1 protein-coding gene is annotated in these 241 nt (G+C 48.5%); it reads right to left on the bottom strand.

The annotated features are described in order from the left end of the window. A partial coding sequence (locus HMPREF0528_RS09145) for an FAD-dependent oxidoreductase (RefSeq protein WP_004896674.1) occupies positions 1-241 on the bottom strand: 241 nt, incomplete at both ends.

Here is a 241-nt window from a genome sequence, read left to right as displayed (position 1 = left end):
TGGGCTCGGACGACCGCCTGTGGCGATCAGAATATGATCGGCCGTGATGGTTTCGCCGTTTACCTCCAGCGTTTTGGCATCAACGAAGCGGGCAAAGCCTTTGATTACATCAACGTTATTTTTACCGAGCACGTTTTCATAGGAAGTATGAATACGGTCGATATAGGCGGTACGGCTGGCGATCAACGTTTCCCAGTTGAATTTATTGATAGTGGTATCAAAACCATAATCCGGGCCGTAC

The sequence above is a fragment of the Lactobacillus johnsonii ATCC 33200 genome (genome assembly GCF_000159355.1).
GTDB lineage: Bacteria > Bacillota > Bacilli > Lactobacillales > Lactobacillaceae > Lactobacillus > Lactobacillus johnsonii.
Note: the sequence above shows the minus strand (reverse complement) of the source record. Positions and strands in the feature narration are given on the sequence as shown.